General features: G+C 50.5%; 4 protein-coding genes. All 4 read left to right on the top strand.

Features of this window, described 5'->3' with window-relative positions; genetic code table 11:
- On the top strand, positions 1-497 hold a 497-nt coding region (locus tag QZ147_RS08850; RefSeq protein ID WP_295149462.1), incomplete at its 5' end, for a DJ-1 family glyoxalase III.
- Between the two features lie 150 nt (positions 498-647).
- Positions 648-893 (top strand): RNA-binding protein, encoded by a 246-nt coding sequence (locus QZ147_RS08845; protein ID WP_295149459.1) that lies wholly within the window; start codon positions 648-650, stop codon positions 891-893.
- Between the two features lie 127 nt (positions 894-1,020).
- Positions 1,021-2,811 (top strand): translation elongation factor 4, encoded by a 1,791-nt coding sequence (lepA, locus tag QZ147_RS08840; RefSeq protein WP_295149457.1) that lies wholly within the window; start codon positions 1,021-1,023, stop codon positions 2,809-2,811.
- Positions 2,812-2,923: 112 nt separating this feature from the next.
- Positions 2,924-3,130 (top strand): 4-oxalocrotonate tautomerase family protein (locus QZ147_RS08835; RefSeq protein ID WP_295149454.1); only part of this gene is annotated, 207 nt, incomplete at its 3' end.

Here is a 3,130-nt window from a genome sequence, read left to right as displayed (position 1 = left end):
TCGATATTTTGCGAAGGGCCGGCATAGACGTCCTGTGTGCGGGGCTTGACGGCGAGGTCGTAAAAGGCGCTCACGGCGCGCTCGTAAAGACGGATGCGACGTTTGGAGATATTAACGCGGGCGAGTTTAGCGCGGTAGTGCTTCCCGGAGGAATGCCCGGAGCTAGCAATTTGGCAAATAGCGCGCAAGTGGGCGAAATTTTGCGAAATTTTAACGAGCAGGGCAAGCTGATCGCCGCGATTTGCGCCGCACCCATGGCGTTAGCGGCGCACGGGGTTTTGAGCGAAAAATGGACGTGTTACCCGGGCTTTGAGGGCAGGGTACGCGAGGATAAATCGGGTTTTACCGGTAGCCAAAAGGTCGTAAAATGCGGCAATGTAATTACCTCTCGGGGGCCTGCTACCGCGATGGAATTCGCGCTTGCCGTAGCACGCGAGCTTTGCGGAGAGAAAATTTATCGCGAGCTACGAGACGAGCTATTGATAGATTTAGCGTAAAATTTAGCTTAAAAAACATTTAGCGCGTAACCGTTTAAGCGTTTTTTATCAAAATTTACCCTAAATTTTCAAAATTCATAGCTTTTTGGTGCGAATTTGGCTATCATTAGCCCACCGAGTGATCGGAAATTTTTTTAAGGAAACATTCCTGTGAATATTTACGTAGGAAATTTGTCATATCGTATGACAGAGGCAGAGTTAAAGGAAGCTTTTGCGCCGTTTGGCGAAGTAAAGCGCGCAAAGATCGTTAAAGATCGCGATACGAACCGCTCGAAAGGGTTTGGGTTTGTAGAGATGGATAACGACGACGAGGCGCAAAAAGCGATCGATGCGCTTAATAACAAAGAGATCGGCGGACGCGTTTTAAGGGTTAATGAATCTCGCCCGAAAGAGTAGATTCCCGCCGTCCGCTCGGGCGGCTTTTAAAAATTCATCCAGCATTTTTACAATTAAGTTTTAAATAAGTTTAAAGAGAATTTTCGCTAAAATTTCTTGAAAATTTAATAGCAATAAAAGAAAATATATGAAAAACATCAGAAATTTTAGCATCATCGCTCATATCGACCACGGCAAATCAACGCTTGCCGACCGCCTGATCCAGGAGTGCGGTGCCGTCAGCGACCGCGAGATGAGCAGTCAAATCATGGATACGATGGACATCGAAAAAGAGCGTGGCATCACGATTAAGGCCCAGTCCGTACGCCTAAACTACGCGCTTGGCGGGCAAAATTTCGTCCTAAATTTGATCGACACACCGGGCCACGTGGATTTTAGCTACGAGGTGAGCCGCTCCTTAGCTAGCTGCGAGGGCGCGCTGCTCGTCGTGGACGCTAGCCAGGGCGTAGAGGCGCAGACCATCGCAAACGTCTATATCGCGCTAGAAAACAACCTCGAAATCATCCCCGTCATAAATAAAATCGACCTCCCCGCAGCAGACCCGGAGCGCGTAAAAAACGAGATCGAGCACGTTATAGGGCTTGACTGTAGCGGCGCGGTCGAGGTTAGCGCTAAAAGCGGCATCGGCATCAAAGATCTGCTAGAAGCCATCATCACGCGTATCCCTGCTCCCGGCGGAGAGGCGGAAAAACCGCTAAAAACGCTCATCTACGACAGCTGGTTTGACAACTACCTAGGCGCGCTGGCACTCGTGCGCGTCTACGACGGCGAGCTAAAGAAAAACGACGAGATCCTAGTCATGGGCACAGGCAAAAAACACATCGTACTAGACCTCATGTATCCAAACCCGATCGCGCCGATAAAAACGGCAAATTTGGGCGCGGGCGAGGTCGGCATCGTGGTGCTGGGGCTAAAAAACGTGAGCGACGTGCAGGTGGGCGACACGATCACGCTGGCTCGTAATCCCGTAAAAGAGCCAGTCGGAGGCTTTGAGCGGGCTAAACCGTTCGTATTTGCGGGGCTTTATCCGATCGAAACAGATAAATTTGAAGATCTGCGCGACGCTCTGGATAAACTAAAGCTAAACGACAGCTCCATTAGCTACGAGCCGGAAACCTCGGTCGCACTAGGATTTGGCTTTCGCGTCGGATTTTTGGGGCTGCTGCACATGGAGGTTATCAAGGAGCGCTTGGAGCGCGAATTTGACCTCGATCTCATCGCCACGGCTCCGACCGTAACCTATGAAGTCGTGCAAACCGACGGTCAAATTTTACGTATCCAAAATCCAAGCCAGCTCCCGCCGGTCAATAAAATCGAGCACGTCAAAGAGCCCTACGTCAAGTCCACGATCATCACGCCTAGCGAGTTTTTGGGCAACATCATCACGCTGCTAAATAACCGCCGCGCCGTGCAGACCAAGATGGACTACATCACGCCCGAACGCGTGCTGCTCGAGTACGACATCCCGATGAACGAGATCGTGATGGACTTTTACGACAAACTAAAATCGAGCACCAAAGGCTACGCGAGCTTTGACTACGAGCCTAGCGACTACCGCGTGGGCGATCTGGTGAAGCTTGATATCAAGGTCGCGGGCGAGACCGTGGACGCGCTCTCCATCATCGTGCCCGAAAGTAAAGCCCAGTCCAAAGGACGCGACTTCGTAAAAGCGATGAAAGAGATCGTGCCGCGCCAACTCTTTGAGGTCGCGATACAAGCCAGCATCGGCAATAAAGTCATCGCGCGCGAAACGGTGAAATCGATGGGCAAAAACGTAACCGCCAAGTGCTACGGCGGCGACATCACGCGTAAGAGAAAGTTGCTTGAAAAGCAAAAAGAGGGCAAAAAGCGCATGAAAGCTATCGGCAAGGTAAATTTGCCGCAAGAAGCGTTTTTAAGCGTTTTAAAAATAGACTAGCGGCATTTCGCGAGCGTTTTGCGGAGTTATTCGCTACACTCGCGTTTGCGCTCAAATTTCGCGGGTTTAAAATTTGCGCTAAATTCGCAAAATCTAAATTTAAAGGAAAAACATGCCGTTTGTTAATATTCGCGTAACGAAAGAAAACGGCGAGCCGACGGCGGAGCAAAAGCGAGCGCTAATTAGCGGCGTTACGGAGCTGGTGGCTAGCGTGTTGGGACGCAACCGCGCGAGTACCGTCGTCATAATCGACGAAGTAGATACGGATAATTACGGGCTGGGCGGCGAAAGCATCTCGAATTTACGAAAAGCGCGAAAG

Source organism: uncultured Campylobacter sp. (assembly GCF_905371695.1).
In the GTDB taxonomy this organism is placed as follows: Bacteria; Campylobacterota; Campylobacteria; order Campylobacterales; family Campylobacteraceae; genus Campylobacter_A.
The sequence above is the reverse complement of the archived record's forward strand: the minus strand, read 5'-3'. Positions and strand labels throughout refer to the sequence as shown.

Excerpts from the sequence above, each read along its gene's own strand:
- lepA (WP_295149457.1), top strand. The coding sequence starts at position 1,021 with ATGAAAAACATCAGAAATTTTAGCATCATCGCTCATATCGACCACGGC.